The organism is Peterkaempfera griseoplana (assembly GCF_001418575.1).
GTDB classification, from domain to species: domain Bacteria; phylum Actinomycetota; class Actinomycetes; order Streptomycetales; family Streptomycetaceae; genus Peterkaempfera; species Peterkaempfera griseoplana.
This window is the reverse complement of sequence record NZ_LIQR01000571.1, coordinates 1-16,975: the sequence shown is the minus strand read 5'-3', so window position 1 is coordinate 16,975 and position 16,975 is coordinate 1. Positions and strand designations below refer to the sequence as shown.

The following is a 16,975-nucleotide window of genomic DNA, read 5'->3' as shown; positions in this document are numbered from 1 at the left end:
CCGGGGGCGGCCGCCCCCGGGGACGCCACCGGCCGGCCCGGCTGCCGCACCGTGTCTCAACCACCGGGAACAGCACCGGCTGTGACCGGTGTTGCACCATCAAGGATTGTGTCCGGGGCGGCCCTCGCGTTACGGTTCAGCCAGGTCAAGAGTGTCAGCGTCAAGCCCTGGCTCGCTGAACGGCAACCCTCCTCCGCGGCGGGGTGCTCCAGGTGACGACCCGGCGGTGCCGAAGACGGCGTCGCAAGCGCGCACTCGAACCGGCGAAGGCCGGTCGGGACGGAGGTGACGACAGTGCGAGAGGCCCCTGAGCGGTCCGCCGTCGTCACCGTCAAGGCCCAGTGCCGCGTCACCACGATGTGCTCGCGGCGCCACATCGATCTGCAGCGCGTCGCCGCTGCGCTGTGTCCGGCGTACGGACACGCCGGCCTGCGGCACGCCTCCGCGCCGCACACCGCCTCCTAACACGTTCCCCGACGCGTTCGCGGACGCGCGCAGCCGACCCCGCCCTCCGTGCAGCACCGGTGGCGGCCGGGTCCGGCATGCCGCGTCATCCCAGCAGAGACATTCATCCGAGCAGGAAGCGGAACACCCATGTCCCGATCCCATGCACCCCTGCACCTGGCCGTCGCCCTCGACGGCGCGGGCTGGCATCCCGCGGCCTGGCGGGAACCCGGAGCCCGGCCCGACGCACTGTTCACCGCGCCGTACTGGTACGACCTGGTCGCCGAAGCCGAACGGGGACTGCTGGACCTGGTGACCATCGAGGACTCGCTCGGGCTGCAGTCCTCCCTCCCCTTCGAGCCGGACGAGCGCACCGACCAGGTGCGGGGCCGGCTGGACGCCGTGCTGGTCGCCGCCCGGGTGGCGCCGCTGACCCGGCACATCGGCCTGGTCCCGACCGCGGTGGTCACCCACACCGAGCCCTTCCATGTCTCCAAGGCGGTCGCCACCCTCGACTTCGTCAGCGGCGGGCGGGCCGGGGTGCAGGTGAGGGTGTCCGGGCGGGCCGACGAGGCGGCGCACTTCGGCCGCCGTACCGTGCCGCGGCTGAGCGTCGAGGACCTCTCCTCGGCGGCCGGGCAGGCCCTGGTCCAGGACCTCTTCGACGAGGCCGGTGAGTACGTCGAGGTGCTGCGCAGGCTGTGGGACAGCTGGGAGGACGACGCCGAGATCCGCGATGTGGCGACCGGCCGCTTCATCGACCGCGGCAAGCTGCACCCCATCGACTTCGAGGGCGGCAGGTTCAGCGTCCGGGGTCCGTCCATCACCCCGCGCCCGCCCCAGGGCCAGCCGGTCGTCGCCGCACTGGCGCACCGGACCGTGCCGTACCAGCTGGTCGCCCGCTCGGCCGACCTGGGATTCGTCACCCCGCGCGACGCCGCGGACGCCCGGTCGATCCTCGCGGAGATCCGCGGCGCCCAGGCCGCCGCGGGCCGCGCCGACGAGACCGTGCACGTCTTCGCCGACCTGGCGGTCCTCCTCGACGACGAGCCCGGCGCCGCCGCCGACCGCAAGGGGCGCCTGGACGAACGGGCCGGCGCCCCGTACACCGGCGACGCCCGGGTCTTCGCCGGGACCCCGGCCCAACTCGCCGACCTGATCGAGGAGTTCCAGCAGACCGGGCTCACCGGGTTCCGGCTGCGGCCCGCCACCCTTCCGTACGACCTGGAGCAGATCACCCGCCGCCTGGTGCCCGAGCTCCAGCGCCGCGGCCTCTTCCGCACCGCGTACGAGGCACGCACCCTGCGCGGGCTGCTCGGCCTGCCCCGTCCCGCCAACCGCTACGCCGCCGCCTGAGCCGGAAGGACCGTACGAGCCATGAGCAGGCCACTCAAGCAGATCCATCTCGCCGCGCACTTCCCGGGGGTGAACAACACCACCGTGTGGAGCGACCCGGCAGCGGGCAGCCAGATCGACTTCAGCTCCTTCGTCCATCTCGCGAGGACGGCCGAGCGTGCCAAGTTCGACTTCCTCTTCCTCGCCGAGGGGCTGCGGCTGCGCGAGCAGCACGGGCAGATCTACGACCTGGACGTCGTCGGGCGGCCGGACACCTTCACCGTGCTGTCCGCGCTGGCCGCCGTCACCGACCGGCTCGGACTGGCGGGAACCATCAACTCCACGTTCAACGAGCCCTACGAGGTGGCGCGGCAGTTCGCCTCCCTGGACCACCTCTCGGCGGGGCGTGCCGCCTGGAACGTCGTCACCTCCTGGGACGAGTTCACCGGTGAGAACTTCCGGCGCGGAGGATTCCTGGCCCAGGAGGACCGCTATGAGCGGGCCCGGCAGTTCCTTGCCGCGACCTGGGAGCTCTTCGACTCCTGGCGGGGCGACGAGATCGTCGCGGACAAGGAGTCCGGGACCTTCCTCGCCGACCCGTCCCCGGGACGCTTCGACCACCATGTCAGCCAGTTCGACATCACCGGTCGGTTCAACGTCCCGCGCAGCCCGCAGGGCCGGCCGGTGATCTTCCAGGCGGGCGACTCCGAGGAGGGCCGGGAGTTCGCGGCCTCGGCTGCCGACGCCATCTTCACCCGGCACGGCACCCTGGAGGCGGGCCGGGCCTTCTACGCCGACGTCAAGGGGCGGCTGGCCCGTTACGGCCGTACCCACGACGAGCTGAAGATCCTCCCCGGCGTCACCTTCGTCCTCGGCGACACCGACGCGGAGGCGCGGGAGAAGTCCGAGCTGATACGCCGTCAGCAGGTCAGCGGCCAGACCGCGATCAGGCTGCTGGAGCAGCTGTGGAACCGCGACCTCAGCGCCTACGACCCCGACGGGCCGCTGCCGGCCGAGGACCCGCTGGTCGGCGAGAACACCGTCGCCCGCGGCCGGGCCAGTGTGCGGATGCACCGCGACCCGCTGGCCACCGCCGCGCAGTGGCGCGCCCTGGCGGAGGCCAAGAACCTCTCGATCCGCGAGCTGGTCATCGAGGTGACGGGACGGCAGTCCTTCATCGGCACACCGGCGCATGTCGCCGAGGCGCTCAACGAGTTCGTGCAGACCGACGCCAGCGACGGGTTCATCCTCGTACCCCATCTCACACCGGGCGGCCTGGACGAGTTCGCCGACACCGTCGTGCCGCTGCTGCAGGAGCGCGGGGTCTTCCGCACCGAGTACGAGGGCGACACCCTGCGCGACCACCTCGGACTCGGCCTGCCCCGCCCGGCGGGCGCCACCGCGGCGACGGCGGCCGCGTCGTGAGGTTCCTGGCCGTCACCCTCATCGTGCACGCCCCGGACCCGGTGACCGGTGTGCAGAAGTCCACCGGGGACCGCTTCCGGGAGGTGATCGACAACGCGCTGCTCGCCGAGGAGCTGGGGTTCGACGGCTTCGGCGTGGGCGAGCGCCATGAGCGGCCCTTCATCTCCTCCTCGCCGCCGGTGGTGCTCAGCCACCTGGCAGCCCTGACCAGCAGGATCCGGCTGTTCACCGCCGTGACCACGCTGAGCCTGCTCGACCCGGTGCGCGCCTGCGAGGACTACGCCACCCTCGACCACCTCGCCGGGGGGCGGCTGGAGCTGATCATCGGCAAGGGCAACGGCACGGCCCAGCGCGAGCTGTTCCATGTGACACCCGAGGACCAGTGGGACCGCAACGCCGAGTCGTACGAGCTGTTCCGCCGGATCTGGCGGCAGGGCAGGGTGACGGCCGCACCGCGCTTCCGCCCGGAGCTGACCGACGCCGAGGTCTGGCCCAGGCCGCTCCAGCAGCCCATCCGGGTCTGGCACGGCAGCGCGACCAGCAAGGAGTCGGTCGATCTGGCCGCCCGCTACGGCGATCCGCTGTTCTCCGCCAACGTCACCCACCCGATCGAGCCGTACGCCGAACTCGTCCGCCACTACCGGCAGCGGTGGGAGCACTACGGCCACGACCCGGCCCTGGCCGCGGTCGGCGCCGGGACGGCCGGGTACTACGCGGCCCGCACCTCGCAGCAGGCCGTCGCGGCCTACCGCCCGGTCTTCGAGGGGCAGGCGGCCCTCCAGAGGCGGCTCGGGCAGCAGCCGGTCTTCGCCACCCTGGAGGACTTCGTGGAACGGAGCTCCGCCCTGATCGGCAGCCCGCAGCAGGTGATCGAGAAGGTGCACCGCTACCACGAGCAGTTCGGCCACAGCGTGCTGCATCTTCGCGCCGACGCCGGCGGCCTCACCGACGCCCAGCACCGCGACAGCCTGGAGCTGTTCCAGTCGGACATCGCCCCCGTACTGCGTAAGGAGATCCCCGACCCGCCGTGGAGCTGGGGGCCGGCCGCCTCCGTCCAGTCCGCGACCGCACCGCACCGGAAGGAGCCGTGATGGCGGACACCCCGCTCACCGTCCTGGACCTGGTGCCGATCTCCTCCGGATCCACCGCGGCCCGGGCACTGCGTAACAGCATCGACCTCGCGCGGCAGGCGGAGCGGCTCGGCTACGCCCGGTACTGGTTCGCCGAGCACCACCTCAACCCCGGCGTCGCGGGCACCTCCCCGGCGGTCGTCCTCGCCCTCACCGCCGGTGCGACCACCCGCATCCGGCTCGGCGCCGGAGCGGTCCAGCTGGGGCACCGCACCGCGCTCTCCACCGTCGAGGAGTTCGGGCTGCTCGACGCCCTGCACCCCGGCCGGTTCGACCTGGGCCTGGGCCGGTCCGGCGGCAGACCCGCCCCGGCCGCCGCCCGGCAGCCGGCCCTGGCGGGAGCGCCGTCCGTCGTGGACGGCCGCACCCCGCAGGGCCTGCGGATCCCGGCCCGGTTCTCCCCCGAGCGGCTGCTCCGCTCCCCGCGGTACGCCCTGCACAGGCGGCTGCTCCAGCAGCCGGGCGCCGAGTCCCAGCCCTACGAGGAGCAGACAGCCGACATCCTCGCCCTGCTGGCGGGGACCTATGTCTCCGCCGACGGGGTGGAGGCCCATGTGGTGCCCGGCGAGGGAGCCGAGCTGCAGGTGTGGATCCTGGGCAGCAGCGCCGGTGTCAGTGCCGAGGTCGCCGGCGCGCGGGGCCTGCGGTTCGCCGCGAACTACCATGTGAGCCCGGCCACCGTGCTGGATGCCGTCCAGGCCTACCGTGCGGCCTTCACACCCTCCGCCGAGCTGCGGCGACCGTACGTCAGCGTCTCGGCGGACGTCGTCGTCGCCGAGGACGAGGCCAGGGCCCGGGAGCTGGCCTCCGGGTACGGCCTGTGGGTGCGCAGCATCCGCAGCGGCGAGGGCGCCATCCCGTTCCCCACCCCCGCCGAGGCGCGCCGGCACTCCTGGACCGATGCGGACCGGGCGCTGGTGGCGGACCGTACCGACACCCAGTTCGTCGGTACGCCGGGGCAGGTGGCGGACCGTCTGGAGACGCTGCGCGACGCCACGGGCGCCGACGAACTGATCATCACCACCATCACCCATGCGCACGCGGACCGGGTCCGCTCCTATGCGCTGCTGGCCGACGAATGGGCTCGCCGATGACCACGATCCAGGAGCAGTACCGTGGAGACCGCCATGAGCCGTACCAGCCCGGCAGACCTCTCACGGCCGCCGGCCGGGGTGAGCGCCGTACCGGACCGGACCGTGCCGTACGGGATACCGCCGTACCCGCCGTACGGGATACCGCCGCACGGGACGCCGCCGTGCCAGGCCGCGCCGTGAACGGCGGCGGGCCCGCCCTGCGGCCGGACGAACTGCGGCGGGTCTTCGGGGCGTTCCCCACCGGCGTCACCGCGGTCGCCGCCCTGGCGGACGGGGCGCCGCTCGGCATCGCCGCCAGCTCGTTCACCTCCGTCTCCCTCGACCCGCCGCTGGTCTCGGTCTGCGTCGCCCACACCTCGACCACCTGGCCCGCGCTGCGCGACCGCGCCCGTATCGGCGTCAGTGTCCTCGGCGTCCACCAGGAGGCCGCCTGCCGCCGCCTCGCCTCCCGCGACGCCGACCGCTTCGCGGGCCTCGACTGGCGTGCCACCCCCGACGGGGCGGTGCTGGTCGAGGGCGCCAGCGCCTGGTTCGACTGCAGCGTCGAGCAGCACATCCGGGCCGGCGACCACGACATCGTCCTGCTCAGGGTCCATGCACTGGGCACCGACCACGCGGTGGCACCGTTGGTGTTCCACACCGGCCGGTTCCGCCGCCTCGAATCACCCGCACCCCACCGTGACCGGAGCGCCGGCCTCGCCGAGCGCACAAAGGAGTTGGCATGACTGTTCAGGACATCGACCGGGCGGGCTTCCACCGCGAGTGGGAGGAGTGGCACGCCGGACACGAGCGGGCGCTGGCGGACCCCCACGGGTTCCTCGCGGTGACCAGTCTTCGCTGGCTGGACGCCGAGCCAACCCGCTTTCCGGACGCCCCGGGAGCCTGGTCCAGTACGGCGGACGGGGTGACGGTCCAGCTGGACGACGGCGAGGAGCTGACCGTGGACGGCGCCGTGGTGCACGGCCGCCACCACTTCGGGACCGTCGAGGAGCGGGCGAGCATCCTGGCCGGGGCGGGCGAGGCCGTGATCGAGATCGCCAAGCGGGGCGGCCACACCATCCTTCGCCCCCGCCACCCCGGCAACGCCCTGCGGGCCGGCTACACCGGCACCCCGGCCTACGCCCCCGACCCGCGCTGGTCCCTCACCGGCCGCTATCTGCCGTTCGCGGAGCCCCGGGCGGTGACCGTGGGGGCGGCGGTCGAGGGGCTGCAGCACGTCTACGACGCCCCCGGGCAGATCGAGTTCGAGCTGGACGGCCGTACCCACCGGCTGACCGCGTTCAACGGCAGCCGGCCCGGAAGCCTCCTGGTGCTGTTCACCGACGCCACCTCCGGTGTGACGACCTACGCGGCGAACCGCAGCCTGGCCGTGCCCGAACCGGACGCCCACGGCGCGGTGGTCGTCGACTTCAACCGGGCGACCAACCTGCCCTGCGCCTACACCGACCTGGCCACCTGCCCCCTGCCCCCGGCGGAGAACCGGCTGCCGGTCGCCGTCGAGGCCGGGGAGAAGATCCCGTTCGAACGCGGCGGCGCGCAGTAGGCCACAGGCCGTGACGGGGGCGGGGCGGTGTGCGGGAGGGCGCCGCCGCCCCGGCCCGGGCCCAAGGATGCGGCGGCGGGAGAGGCGCGGGGGTCAGAGCTCCGAGGCCTTGCGGTGGCGCGGCTCGTAGAGCCGTACCTCGCTGCCGCCGGGAAGCTGGAAGCCGGTCGTCACACCCCAGCCCGCCTCGGTGAGCGGCCGGGTGAACCGCACCCCCTTGACGGTGAGTTCGGCGACGGTGCCCGCAATGTCGTCGCACATGAGGAAGAGCTCGTGGGAGGAGGGGCTCTCGGCGGGGTGCACGGCGATCTCCGCCGGTGGCAGCTGGAAGATCAGCCAGCCGCCGCCCGCATCGACGTGCGGAAAGCCGAGGACGTCGCGGAAGAAGGCGCGGTCCGCCTCCGCGTCGCTGCTGTAGAGGATGATGTGGGCGCCGTTGATCACGCGGTCAGCGTAGACGCGGGACGGGCCCGGACCCGGGAGGCGGGACGGCGCCCGCCCCCGGCCGCCCGCCGCGCGGATGCCGCCACCGGGGGACGACTGCTGCGCCGCCCCGGGTCCCGGCCGTGCGGGCGGCCCGTCCCCGGGGCGGTGACCAGGGCGGACCGGCGGCGGCTGAATGGTGCCCGGCAGCGGATGCGTGTGACATATGGGTATGGAAGCCCTGCTGCCTCCCGACGCCGCCGACGAGCCGCCCGAGCCCTGCGGCGAGGCCTTCGCAGCGGTGGACGCCCAGGGCCTGGTGATGAGCTGGAGCGCCGGGGCCCAGCGGCTGCTCGGCTACACCGCGCGGGAGGTCCAGGGCCGCAGCGCGGCGGGCCTGCTGTGTCCCGGCACCGACGCGGACCGACTGCTGCTGCGCACCCGCACCGGACCGGGCCTGCTGGGCCCGGCGCGGCTGCGCAGCCGGGACGGCGACCAGGTGGCGGCGGTGCTCTGGCTGCACCCTCTGGCCCCCACGGGCGGCGGGCCCCGATGGCTGCTCCAGGCGGCCGAGGAGACCGCCGTGCGCGCGGCGGAGCTGCGCCTCGCCCTGCTGCGCGGACTCTTCACCGAGTCGCCCCTCATCATCGACGTCTTCGACTCCCGGCTGCGCCTGATGGCGCAGAACTCCTCGCAGACCCGTCTCCCGGGGGCGGCGGGACCGGGACACACGGGCCGCACGCTGCGCGAGACGGCGCCGCCCGGCCTGATGGACGTGGCGGCCATGGAGGCACTGGAGGCACGGCAGCGGAGGGTCCTGTCCACCGGCAGGGCACTGATCGGCACGCATGTGCGCGGCCGCGACCCGCAGGACCCCAGCAGGCAGGCCGTCTGGTCCGAGACCATCCTGCCGCTGCGCAGCGACCGCGGCCGGACGGTGGGGCTGGCGCACATGGTGGCCGACGTCACGGCGGAGGCACGCGCACGCGAACGGCTGGCGATGGTCAGCGACGCCAGCGCCTGCATCGGCAGCCGGCTCGACGTACGGCACACCGCGCAGGAACTCACCGACTTCGCCGTACCGCGCTTCGCGGACTGCGCCTATGTCAACCTGCTGGACCCGGTGTCCGGCGGGACGGGCCCGGACCCCGGCCCGGCGAGCCCGCTGCGCCGCGCCGCGGTGTCCACGACCGTCCGCAGACCGGGGATGACGACGGTCACCGTGGGGCAGGTCGATTCCCTGGCCTCCCGGCCCGGATCCCCGGCCGCCAGGGCGCTCGCCGACCGCCGTCCGCTGCTGCTCAGCGGAGACGACCTGTACGGCGAGCACCCCGCCACCGAGGAGTGGGGGGCGACGCTGCGCCGGAACGGTGTCCACTCGGTCCTGCTGGTGCCGCTGTACGCCCGGGGGACCGCGCTGGGCACCGCCGTCTTCGCGCGCTGCCACCCCACGCGGCTCTTCGAGGCCGACGACGTGCTGCTGGCCGGGGAGTTCGTGGCCCGTGCCGCCGCGTGCATCGACAACGCGGCCCGTTACACCAGGGAGCGGACCACCGCCCAGTCGCTGCAGCGCAGCCTGCTGCCGCGGCGCCTGCCCGGACTGGCCACCGTGGACGCCGCCGCGCGCCATCTCCCGGCCCGCGGCACCACCCTGCTCGGCGGCGCCTGGTTCGACGTGATCCCGCTCGCGGGCGCCCGGGTCGCCTTCGCCGCGGGGGACACCGGCGGCCGGGGACTGCAGGCCGCGGCCTCCATGGGCAGGGTGCGCACCGCCGTACGCACCATGGCCGACCTCGACCTGGCCCCCGAGGAACTGCTCAGCCATCTGGCACACCTGGTGAAGCGGGCCGCGCTCCACCGCGGTGACAGGCCGACGAGATCCACCTGTGTCTACGCCGTCTTCGACCCCCTCGCGCGACGGTGCACGCTCGCCTCCGCGGGCCATCCGATGCCGGCGCTGGTCGGGGCCGGGGGCGGCGTGCAGTTCCCCTGCCTCGCTCCCGGGCCCGCCCTGGACGTCCACGGCGCACCGTACGAGTCCTGCGAGATGACGGTGTCCGACGGTGACCGGCTGGTGCTCTGCACCGCCGGACTTCTGTCGGCCGGCGGTGCGGACACCGGCGCGGACGGCCTGGAGCCGGCCATGGCGCGGCTCGGCGAGGCGCTCTCCCGCTGCGGTTCCTTCACCCGGCGGCCCGCGGGTGGCCGGCGGCCGGACCGGGATCCGGGACAGGAGGTCGAGGAGGACTGCGAGGCGCTGCTGCGGCGGCTGCACGCCCCCGACCGGACGGGCGACGCGGCACTGCTGGTCGCCCGGCTCCGCGGACTGCGGAAGGACCACCACGCCACCTGGACGGTCGCGGCCGAGCCGGAGGCCGTGGGGCGGGTGCGCTCCCTGGTCGGCCGCAAGCTCTGCGAATGGCATCTGGAGGAGCGGGAGTTCACCACCCAGCTGCTGGTCAGCGAACTGGTCACCAACGCCGTCCGCTACGGCGAACCGCCGATCAGTCTGCGGCTGATCCGCGACCGCAACCTGATCTGCGAGGTCTCGGACGGCAGCAGCACCTCGCCGCTGGTGCGGCGGGCGCTGGAGACGGATGAGGGCGGGCGCGGCCTCTACATGGTCACCCAGCTGGCCGACCTGTGGGGCACCCGCTACCACGACCGGGGCAAGTCCGTCTGGGCCGAGCAGCCACTGCTGCCGATGCCGCCCTGACGTCACGGGCCGCTGGTCGTCCGTGCGGCGCGGGCGTTCGTTCGGGGCAGGCGTTCGTTCGGCGCGGTCGGCTCGCGGGTACCTTCGGGGTGCCCCCGGCGTCGGCGCACCCGAAGCCGGCAGGGCAGGGGCGCCAGGGCCGGTCCAGGCGGAGCCGATAGTCCCTTTTGTGTCGGTATTTCTGGGCAGGGTGCTGGTGTGGACTCGAGTCCGGCAGGCACCAGGACGCAGCGGTTGCCCTGGTCGGCCAAGAGCGTGGGTCAGGCCCGGCGGTTTGTGCGGTCGGCGCTGGAGGAGTGCACGCCGAACGTCGTGGACACCGCCGAGCTGCTGGTCGACGAGCTGGTGACCAATGTCGTGGTGCATGCCCGCACCGAGCTCGAGCTGCAGGTCTGGACGACCGAGGGCAGGGTCCACGTTCAGGTCGGCGACGAGCGGCCGGGGCACGGCCTGGTGCCGCACGACCCGCAGCCGTACGCCTCCACCGGATGGGGCCTGGCCCTGGTCGAGGAGCTGGCCTCCCGGCACGGCGTCCGGGTCGCCGAGGACCGCAAGACCGTCTGGTTCGAGCTGTGGCCCGACGCCCCGGCGCCGCCCACATCCGTCTGGGAGACCATCGAGCCCGTCGGCCGGACCGCCCTGGTCTCCCTCACCGACCTGCCGTACTCGCTCTCCTGGGCGTCCCGGCAGCAGCGCGACGCGCTGCTGCGCGAGATGCTGTTCGCAGTCTCCGCGGGACTTCCGACGGGTGTGTCGACCCAGGGCCTCTTCGTCGCCCAGGACACCGGCAACCTGATCAACGCGCGGATCGCCGCCGCGGGGGAGACCGGCGCCGCCCACACCGCGACGCTCTCCCTGCAGCTCACCATGCCGGAGGACGCCGCCCCGGGCGTGCGCACCCTGCGCCGGGTGCTGGAGGTGGCCGATGCCGCGTCCCAGCAGGGGAACCTGCTCACCCAGAGGACGTCCTGGTGGTCGCCGAACTGGTGCGCAGTATCGCGCTCGGCGTGGACAACGCCCGTCTGCACCAGCACCTCCAGCACACCGCCGAACGCCTCCGGCGCTCCCTGCTGCCCCGGCTGCCGCACATCGCCCACCTGGAACTGGCCGCCCGCTACTGCCCTTCCAGCACCAACGCGGAGGTGGGCGGCGACTGGTTCGACGCCTTCGCGCTGCCCCGGAGCACCACCGCGCTGGTCATCGGGGACGTGGCGGGGCACGACCTGCAGGCGGCGGTGGCCATGAGCCAGCTGAGGAACATGCTGCGCGGCATCGCCATCGACCGGGAGGAGACCCCCGGAGAGGTGCTGCACCGCCTGGACCTCGCCTGCCACACCCTCCATCCCCCCACCACTGCGACCTGTGCCTACGGCCTGGTCACGGGGGGCGAGGAGGGGCCGTGGGAGCTCCGGCACTCGTCGGCCGGGCATCTGCCGCTGCTGCTGCCCACCCGGGAGGGCGACACCCGCTATCTGGAGGACGGCGCGGGCCTGCCGATCGGTATGGACCCCGACATCCCCCGGCTCACGGCCCGCGATCCGCTGCCGTCCCACTCCACCCTGCTGCTCTGCACCGACGGCCTGATCGAACGCCGGGGGGAGCCCCCCGACGACTCCCTGGCCCGGCCCGCCGGCATGCCGCCGCCCTGGCCCAGGCGGCTCTCGACGTCTTCTGCGACGAGCTGATCACCGGGCTCGGCGCGGGCAACGACGACGACATCGCCATGCTCGCCCTCCGGCCGGCCGCCCCGGACTGAGCGGGCGCGGCGCGCATGTCGCCTCGGCCGTACGGGCGCACGCCCGGCTCCAAGGCGCGCCGTGAATGTGGCCGTCATTCGTCCAAGCCGATCGGGCCGGTCGGGCCGCGAGGTGTGAAGCCGCCACTTCGGGCGAGGAGTCCACCCGACCACCGTCCCCCGCCGAGTCCCACCCCGGGACCCGCGCGCAGCAGGCCCGAGTGCGGGCTGCCGGGCACTGCGGGGGAGTCGGCTGTGGGCCGCGGGCGGCGTGCGCCCGGGCCAGTGAGGAGCGGCAGTCCTGTGACACGAGACCAGCACTCACCGGAGGGTCCGGCCGGGCAGCGTCCGGAGCCGCCCTTCCCCGGCCAGTCCCAGCCGCATCCGGGCAGTGGCGAGGCGATGCGTCCGCAGCCGGACCACGGGGAGGCCTCCTACCGCGGGACCGGGCGGCTGGCCGGGCGGACCGCCCTGATCACCGGCGGCGACTCGGGCATCGGCCGGGCGGTCGCCCTGGCGTTCGCCCGTGAGGGGGCCGACGTCGCCTTCTGCCACCTGCCCGAGGAACAGGCGGACGCCGACGTCACCGCCCAGCTGGTGAAGGAGTCGGGGCGGCGCGTGCTGGCGGTCGCGGGGGACGTCCGGGAGGAGGACTTCTGCACCTCCTTGCCCGCCCGGTGCGTCGGCGAACTGGGCGGCCTGGACATCCTGGTGAACAACGCCGCCTACCAGATGTCCCAGCCGGAGGGACTCGCCGCGATCACCACCGGCCAGTTCGACCGGGTGATGAGGACCAACCTGTACGGCATGTTCTGGATCACCCGCGCCGCTCTGCCCGGCCTGCGCCCCGGCGCGTCGATCATCAACACCGCCTCGGTACAGGCCTACCAGCCCAGTCCGCACCTGCTGGACTACGCCATGACCAAGGCCGCCATCGTCGCCTTCACCCACGGCCTGGCACAGCAGCTCGCCCCCGAGGGCATCCGGGTCAACGCGGTCGCCCCCGGCCCGGTGTGGACGCCGCTGATCCCCGCCACCATGGACGAGGAGCAGGTCGCCCACTTCGGCGAGCAGTCCCCGCTCGGCCGGGCCGCGCAGCCCGCCGAGATGGCCCCCGCCTATGTCTTCCTCGCCTCCCCGGAGGCGTCGTACATCACCGGCGAGATCCTCAACGCCACCGGCGGAACACCGCTGCCCTGAACCGGAGCGCCGTGACCGCCGGGGAGGACGAACCCCGGGTGCGGCGCCGCGCACGGCACGGGCGCGCGCACCGGAGGGACAGGTGCGTGCGCCCGCGACCGCAACCCCGCCTTACCGCGGCGGGGCCGTCGGGAAGGGTCGGTCCCGCGCCTGAGGGCGGGTCAGCGGTTGGGTTCCGCGTCGCTGATGTCGCCGAGGGCGGAGTGGGGGTCGCGCTCCAGGGCGAGGTCGCCCAGGGAGATGATGCCGACGGGCTGACCGCCCTCCACCACGGGCAGCCGGCGGATCGCCTTGTCGCGCATCAGCTGGATGGCCTGGTCGATGTCGTCGTCGGGCCGGACGGCGACCAGGTCGGCGCTGCAGGCGTCCTGGACCGTCTTGTGCGCGATGTCGCCGCCCTCGGCGAGGACGCGGACGGCCAGGTCGCGGTCGGTGACCAGGCCCTGGAGTTCGTCGCCCTCGGTGACCAGGACGGCGCCGATGTTCTCGTCGCGCATCCGCTGCGCGGCCTCGATGACGGGTGTCTGCGGAGCGACCGCCACCGGGCTGCGGGTCATGACATCGCATACCTGCGTTGCCATCGGTTCCACCTCCTCGGTCGGACCGGCGGACGCCGCGCCGGGGATCGGCGGTGCTGATCCGCCACGTCCACCCGCTGCGCTTACCCACAGGACGGGCGGCTGCACGCCTGGGATGCCACGGGCGGGGGCGGACCTGGCCGGCTGACGGGCGACCCGGTGTGCCTGGCCCGTTGGGATGCCGTACGCGACGGGCCGGGCGGCCGTGCGGGGTGGTGCGGGCCTCCCCTTGAAAGGTGTCCGGCCGGTCGGTGCCCGGCGGTTCGGGGCCCGGCAATTCAGTTCAGGGCTCGGGGGTGAGGCGCCTGTGCAGGCCGGTGAGGGTGAGCAGCCGCCTCACTTTGTCGTTCGTCCCGCGCAGCAGCAACCGGCCTCCGTGGGCGTCTGCGCGGTTGCGGGCGTCGACGAGGGCGCTCAGACCCGCGCAGTCCATGAAGGTCACCTGCGACATGTCGACCACGACCTCGGGGTGCGTGGCGAGCGCGTCGGCCAGCCGGCGGCGCAGTGACGGTGCGGTGGCCAGGTCGATGTCGCCGCGTGCGGTCACCACGGGGGCTGGTCTGTGCTGGGCGTGCATCGGGTGTGCCTCCTGCCGGCATGCACAACGGCTGGTGTTGCGGGTGTTCCCGGGAGCGGTGTCCCGGGGCCGGCAGCGCCGGGCTGTCCCGCGCGGCCCAGGGCGTGGCGCGGGACAGCCGGATCGGGCGGTCAGGCCTGGATCTGCTTGCGGTCGTCGCTGCTGTTGACGGCGATCTTGCGGGGCTTGGCCTTCTCCGCGACCGGGATGCGGAGGGTCAGCACGCCGGCGTCGTAGTCGGCCCGGATCCCGTCGGGGTCGAGGGTGTCGGAGAGCATGACCTGGCGGGAGAAGACCCCGAGCGGGCGCTCGGACAGCTCCATGCGTACGCCCTCGGCCTCCGGGCTGGGGCGGCGCTCGGCCTTGACGGTCAGCATGTTCCGTTCGACGTCGACGTCGATCGCCTGCGGGTCGACGCCCGGCAGGTCGAAGCAGATGACGTACTGGTCGCCGGTGCGGTAGGCGTCCAGCGGCATCGCCGCCGGGCGTGACCAGGTTCCGGTGGGGGTGAACAGCTGCTGGGTGAGGCGGTCCAGCTCACGGAACGGGTCGGTGCGCATCAACATCGGGAAACACCTCCAGTGGTCCAGGCAACGGGTGCCAATGCGCTTCACCTGAATCTGTTCTAGCATGTCGTCCATTCGATGACAAACGAAACGTCGTCCAGAGAGTGACAACATGCAGGAGAAGCCCGAGCCTTCCGCGCCCGCAGGGGTGCCGCCCGCACAACCCGCCTCCTTCCTGGCCGCCGCGGCGGCACTGGCCGCCATCGACGACGCCGTCCGCGCGGCTGGGACGCCGCCGGCCGGCGAGCGGACTCCCGGCGCGCCGGCCGGAGCCGAGCAGGCCCTGGCTGCTCTGCTGTTGCTGCGCGAGGTACGCACCCAGCTCGCCGGCTGGGAGGCCGGGCTCGTCGAAGCCGCCCGCGACGCCGGGGCCACCTGGGCCGACATCGCCCAGCCCATGGGGGTCGCCAGCCGCCAGGCCGCCGAGAACCGCTATCTCCGGCTCAAGCCCACCGCCGCCGGCTCCGGCTCCACCGGCACCGCTACCGGCGCCGAACGCGTCAAGGCCGTCCGTGACCGCAGGGCCGCAGAACGGACCGTCACCACCTGGGCCCGCGCCAACGCCGCCGACCTGCGCACCCTCGCCGCCCAGATCACCGCTCTGACCGACCACGCACCCGAGGCCCGCTCCGCTCTCACCGACCTGCACCAGGCCCTCGGCGCCCCGGACGCGGCCGACCTGATCGCCCCCCTCGCAGGGATGCGCCCCCACCTCGGTACCGGCCATCCGGAGCTCGCCGGCCGTCTCGACGCCGTCGCCCGCCAAGCGGACCGGCTCCGCCGGGACAGCGACCGCCGCCGCACATGACACCGGTACCCGCCGGCCTGGAGCGGCTGCAGATCGGGCCCCGCCGTCGACGGCGGGGCCGGAATTTCCTTCGACGGGGCTGCGAATTCGGCTAGCCGAATTCTCCGTCGCGCACGCCGGCACGGAATGCTGCCCACTCCGCCGCGGTGAAGCGCAGCGGCGGCAGGTCCGTGTTCTTCGAGTCACGGATCGCCACGGCTCCGCCGCCGAGTTCCGCGACCTCCACGCACAGTTCCCGGTAGGGCGAGTGGCTGCTCACCACCCACTGCACGTCAGTCAGGTCCATCGCGTACAGGTCGGTCTTCTCCGCGTCCATCGCTGTTCCCCTTCGACGAATGGTCGCTGTTCTCCTTTTCGGCATCACTCCGGGGAGGCGGGTGTGCACCCCGGATTCTGCGAATGTTGAGTACTCCACTTCTGGGCACACCCCTGCCAGGACACGGAGCGTCGTGCCTGCCTACGAAATGTGGAGCATGCGCGAAGAAAAAGAGCTCCTGAATATGACGGGAAGTAGCCGCGGAAACGGGCCACGGCCATTTCCTCCGGAGGCGAGGGGGCGAACGCGTTCGTTACGATCGGGGAGTGACTGGGAGAAGAGAGCCGATCAGCCGCCGGGAGCGTCCGGCCAAGCCCGCGCTGTCCCGGCGGTGGATCGTGGACACGGCCGTGCGGATCATGCGTGCCGAGGGCCTGGAGAAGGTGACCATGCGCCGTCTGGCGCAGGAGCTGGACACCGGCCCGGCGTCGCTGTACGTCTACGTGGCCAACACCGCCGAACTGCACGCGGCCGTGCTGGACGCGCTGCTGGGGGATGTGGAGCTGGCCCCCGGGAGTTCCGGCGACGGGTGGCGCGACCGGCTCCGGGCCGTGCTGACGTCCTACACCCTCGTACTGTTCGAGCACCCTCAGCTCGCCCGGTCGGCTCTGGTGGCGCGTCCCAGCGGCGAGAACTACCTCCGGCTGGTGGAGCGGATCCTGGAGCTGCTCTCGCAGGGCGGGGCCACCCGTGAGCAGGCCGCCTGGGGAGTCGACAAGCTGCTCCAGGACGCCACGGCCACCGCCGCCGAACAGTCGGCGCAGCAGCGCGACCCCGCAGCCGAGGACGACTGGGACGCCCTCGCCCGGGCCCTGGGCGGGGTGGACGCAGACACGCATCCGGCGATCACTGCCCATATGCCCGCCCTGCTCAGCGGCTCGGCCGGGGAGCGCATGCGCTGGAGCTTCGACGTCCTCGTCAACGGCATCACGCAGACCCCCGTCCCCGGGGCGGTGGGCTGAGGCCGGTACGGAAGCGGCGCGTCGCTGACCGCCGCTCCGGCGCACCTTCGCGCACCGTCGAGTCGCACCCGTCGAGCCGCCGCCGGGAGGCGCGCCCCCGGGGTGGACTCGCCCGGGCGGGGG

The 16,975-nt window shown here is 73.6% G+C and carries 16 protein-coding genes, 2 pseudogenes and 1 riboswitch; of the genes and pseudogenes, 13 read left to right on the top strand and 5 right to left on the bottom strand.

Going from position 1 to position 16,975, the window contains the following annotated elements; all coding sequences use genetic code 11:
* The first annotated feature begins 143 nt into the window (after positions 1-143).
* A riboswitch (SAM riboswitch) is annotated at positions 144-256 on the top strand.
* A 38-nt stretch (positions 257-294) separates the two neighbouring features.
* The 7 genes from AOK09_RS40565 (at position 295) to AOK09_RS33100 (ending at position 6,971) form a co-directional block, all read left to right on the top strand.
* A complete protein-coding gene (locus tag AOK09_RS40565) occupies positions 295-465 on the top strand; it encodes a putative leader peptide (protein ID WP_157876133.1) in 171 nt (56 codons plus the stop codon).
* A gap of 129 nt (positions 466-594) precedes the next feature.
* A complete protein-coding gene (locus AOK09_RS33125; RefSeq protein ID WP_055590920.1) occupies positions 595-1,800 on the top strand; it encodes an LLM class flavin-dependent oxidoreductase in 1,206 nt (401 codons plus the stop codon).
* Between the two features lie 21 nt (positions 1,801-1,821).
* The gene (locus tag AOK09_RS33120; RefSeq protein WP_055590919.1) at positions 1,822-3,204 is read left to right on the top strand and encodes an NtaA/DmoA family FMN-dependent monooxygenase; all 1,383 of its coding nucleotides are present in this window, start codon (positions 1,822-1,824) and stop codon (positions 3,202-3,204) included.
* Positions 3,201-4,295, top strand: a complete 1,095-nt coding sequence (locus AOK09_RS33115) for an LLM class flavin-dependent oxidoreductase (protein ID WP_055590918.1) — start codon at positions 3,201-3,203, stop codon at positions 4,293-4,295. Before AOK09_RS33120 ends, AOK09_RS33115 begins: the two co-directional genes overlap by 4 nt.
* A complete protein-coding gene (locus AOK09_RS33110; RefSeq protein WP_055590923.1) occupies positions 4,295-5,428 on the top strand; it encodes an LLM class flavin-dependent oxidoreductase in 1,134 nt (377 codons plus the stop codon). The genes AOK09_RS33115 and AOK09_RS33110 overlap by 1 nt, the downstream gene beginning before the upstream one ends.
* Entirely contained in the window at positions 5,425-6,153 is a 729-nt protein-coding gene (locus AOK09_RS33105; protein WP_079063624.1) for a flavin reductase family protein, read from the top strand. Before AOK09_RS33110 ends, AOK09_RS33105 begins: the two co-directional genes overlap by 4 nt.
* The gene (locus AOK09_RS33100; protein WP_055590917.1) at positions 6,150-6,971 is read left to right on the top strand and encodes a DUF1684 domain-containing protein; all 822 of its coding nucleotides are present in this window, start codon (positions 6,150-6,152) and stop codon (positions 6,969-6,971) included. The genes AOK09_RS33105 and AOK09_RS33100 overlap by 4 nt, the downstream gene beginning before the upstream one ends.
* A gap of 93 nt (positions 6,972-7,064) precedes the next feature.
* On the opposite strand, the gene AOK09_RS33095 is transcribed toward AOK09_RS33100, so the two are convergent.
* A complete protein-coding gene (locus tag AOK09_RS33095) occupies positions 7,065-7,415 on the bottom strand; it encodes a VOC family protein (RefSeq protein ID WP_055590916.1) in 351 nt (116 codons plus the stop codon).
* A 211-nt stretch (positions 7,416-7,626) separates the two neighbouring features.
* Here AOK09_RS33095 and AOK09_RS33090 point away from each other — a divergent pair, with 211 nt between their 5' ends.
* The 4 genes and pseudogenes from AOK09_RS33090 to AOK09_RS33075 all read left to right on the top strand — a co-directional run bounded on the left by AOK09_RS33090 (position 7,627) and on the right by AOK09_RS33075 (position 13,045).
* The gene (locus tag AOK09_RS33090) at positions 7,627-10,110 is read left to right on the top strand and encodes a SpoIIE family protein phosphatase (protein ID WP_055590921.1); all 2,484 of its coding nucleotides are present in this window, start codon (positions 7,627-7,629) and stop codon (positions 10,108-10,110) included.
* 198 nt (positions 10,111-10,308) lie between these two features.
* Positions 10,309-10,665 (top strand): annotated as a pseudogene (locus AOK09_RS43810) (ATP-binding protein); the annotation flags it as partial.
* A gap of 389 nt (positions 10,666-11,054) precedes the next feature.
* A pseudogene (locus tag AOK09_RS43805) lies at positions 11,055-11,866 on the top strand (PP2C family protein-serine/threonine phosphatase); the annotation flags it as partial.
* A gap of 282 nt (positions 11,867-12,148) precedes the next feature.
* Positions 12,149-13,045: an SDR family oxidoreductase gene (locus AOK09_RS33075; protein ID WP_055590913.1), complete on the top strand. Its 897-nt coding sequence runs from the start codon at positions 12,149-12,151 to the stop codon at positions 13,043-13,045.
* A gap of 161 nt (positions 13,046-13,206) precedes the next feature.
* Here the strand turns inward: AOK09_RS33075 and AOK09_RS33070 are convergent, their stop codons facing one another.
* The 3 genes from AOK09_RS33070 to AOK09_RS33060 all read right to left on the bottom strand — a co-directional run bounded on the left by AOK09_RS33070 (position 13,207) and on the right by AOK09_RS33060 (position 14,766).
* Positions 13,207-13,626 (bottom strand): CBS domain-containing protein, encoded by a 420-nt coding sequence (locus AOK09_RS33070; RefSeq protein WP_055590912.1) that lies wholly within the window; start codon positions 13,624-13,626, stop codon positions 13,207-13,209.
* Between the two features lie 280 nt (positions 13,627-13,906).
* Entirely contained in the window at positions 13,907-14,200 is a 294-nt protein-coding gene (locus tag AOK09_RS33065) for an STAS domain-containing protein (RefSeq protein WP_055590911.1), read from the bottom strand.
* Between the two features lie 131 nt (positions 14,201-14,331).
* Entirely contained in the window at positions 14,332-14,766 is a 435-nt protein-coding gene (locus AOK09_RS33060) for an Hsp20/alpha crystallin family protein (RefSeq protein ID WP_055590910.1), read from the bottom strand.
* Positions 14,767-14,878: 112 nt separating this feature from the next.
* On the opposite strand from AOK09_RS33060, the gene AOK09_RS33055 reads away from it, so the two are divergent.
* A complete protein-coding gene (locus tag AOK09_RS33055; RefSeq protein WP_055590909.1) occupies positions 14,879-15,574 on the top strand; it encodes a hypothetical protein in 696 nt (231 codons plus the stop codon).
* 91 nt (positions 15,575-15,665) lie between these two features.
* Here AOK09_RS33055 and AOK09_RS33050 read toward each other — a convergent pair whose 3' ends face one another.
* Positions 15,666-15,890 carry a DUF397 domain-containing protein gene (locus AOK09_RS33050; protein ID WP_055590908.1) on the bottom strand — a complete coding sequence of 75 codons (225 nt, stop codon included), beginning with the start codon at positions 15,888-15,890 and terminating at the stop codon, positions 15,666-15,668.
* A 266-nt stretch (positions 15,891-16,156) separates the two neighbouring features.
* Here AOK09_RS33050 and AOK09_RS33045 point away from each other — a divergent pair, with 266 nt between their 5' ends.
* On the top strand, positions 16,157-16,852 hold the full coding sequence (locus AOK09_RS33045) for a TetR/AcrR family transcriptional regulator (RefSeq protein ID WP_055590907.1): 696 nt from the start codon (positions 16,157-16,159) through the stop codon (positions 16,850-16,852).
* Positions 16,853-16,975 lie beyond the last annotated feature (123 nt).